This is a genomic window from Mesorhizobium sp., from assembly GCF_005063415.1.
Classification (GTDB): Bacteria; Pseudomonadota; Alphaproteobacteria; order Rhizobiales; family Rhizobiaceae; genus Mesorhizobium.
Genome location: NZ_SUEG01000174.1, coordinates 1 through 1389, shown reverse-complemented (window position 1 = coordinate 1389; position 1389 = coordinate 1). Strand labels below are relative to the sequence as shown.

Below are 1389 nucleotides of genomic sequence, written 5' to 3'. Positions count from 1 at the left end.
GACGACGGGCGGCCTCAGCACTGCGGTGCTGGTGCAGGTGCCGGGCGGCGGGCCGATCCTGGCGGCCGCCACAAACTAGAAACCCTCGCGAAATTCCCCCAACGCGCAGCGGCGCCGCCGCATGCCGTCAACCTCTGCCAAACCCAAGGAGATCATCATGACCAATCGTTTGACCAATCGCCCGACCCTGGCGGCACTCGCCTTCGCACTTTGCTCGACGGTGCTGTTCGCCGGAGGCGCGGCGCGGGCCGAAGATGCGATGAAGCCGGCAACAGACGCCATGAAGCCGGCCGGCGCCATAGCATCTGACGCGATGGCCACGACCGCGATGAAGGCGGGCGATCCGATGAAGGCCGACTGCATGAACAAGGCAGCCGCCGAAACGAACGCCATGAAGAAAGCCGAAGCGACCAAGGCCTGCGATGCCATGGCTCCGGCCAAATAGGCGATGCGCACAGCAATGTGAGAGCCCGGCGAACCTATCCGTCGTATAATCCACACCAGCATCATGGGAGATCAGACATGACCGCAGCCGTGAAACGCTCGTCGATTTTTGCAAAAGCGGCGCTTGCCGCGCTTATCGTCACGGCCGCCGCTGCCGTGTTCTGGCAGACGCCGGCAGTCTCGGCCGAAGACGCGGTGGTGATCCCGCCGCCGGCAATGGACGAGAAGGCTACCGCCGGCACCGAAAGGGCGGTTTTCGCCGGCGGCTGCTTCTGGGGTGTGCAAGGCGTATTCCAGCACGTCAAGGGCGTCACCAGCGCCGTCTCCGGCTATGCCGGCGGCGACAAGGACACGGCCGTCTATGAAATGGTCGGCACCAGCCGGACGGGCCATGCCGAATCCGTCGAGATCACTTACGAGCCGTCCAAGGTGACCTACGGCCAGCTGCTGCAGGTGTATTTCTCGGTGGCGCACAATCCGACGCAACTGAACTACCAGGGGCCGGACAGCGGCACCCAGTACCGTTCGACGATCTTTGCCGAAAACGACGCGCAGAAAAAGATCGCCGAAAGCTACATCGCCCAGCTCGGCAAGGCCAAGGTGTTTCCCAAGCCGATCGTGACGACGCTGGAGACAGGCAAGAGCTTCTATCCGGCCGAGGACTATCACCAGGATTTTCTGACGCTCAACCCGACCTATCCCTATATCGTCTACAATGATCTGCCCAAGGTCGAGAATCTGAAGCGGCTGTTCCCCAACCTCTACAGCGAAAAGCCGGTTCTGGTGCTGGCCGCCAACAAGAGCTGACGTTTTTGCGCCGGCGGGCGCGACGGAGAAGAAGCGTCGGCGATCCTTCGCACCCCCCTCTGTCCTGCCGGACATCTCCCCCGCAAGGGGGTGTTTGGACCTGGGACATCGCGAACAGGTGTGCGGGGACATCGCGAA

Annotated in this window: 2 protein-coding genes and 1 pseudogene; all 3 read left to right on the top strand. The window is 62.9% G+C overall.

What is annotated here, in order from left to right:
- Positions 1–79: pseudogene (locus tag E5W70_RS28100) on the top strand (DUF1223 domain-containing protein); the annotation flags it as partial.
- A 78-nt stretch (positions 80–157) separates the two neighbouring features.
- Positions 158–445: a hypothetical protein gene (locus E5W70_RS28095; RefSeq protein ID WP_292664581.1), complete on the top strand. Its 288-nt coding sequence runs from the start codon at positions 158–160 to the stop codon at positions 443–445.
- A 77-nt stretch (positions 446–522) separates the two neighbouring features.
- Positions 523–1251, top strand: a complete 729-nt coding sequence (gene msrA / locus E5W70_RS28090) for a peptide-methionine (S)-S-oxide reductase MsrA (protein ID WP_292664579.1) — start codon at positions 523–525, stop codon at positions 1249–1251.
- Positions 1252–1389: the final 138 nt, after the last annotated feature.

What these genes read in the sequence shown, in the direction of transcription:
- E5W70_RS28095 (WP_292664581.1), top strand. Translation starts at nt 158, where the DNA reads ATGACCAATCGTTTGACCAATCGCCCGACCCTGGCGGCACTCGCCTTC.
- msrA (WP_292664579.1), top strand. Translation starts at nt 523, where the DNA reads ATGACCGCAGCCGTGAAACGCTCGTCGATTTTTGCAAAAGCGGCGCTT.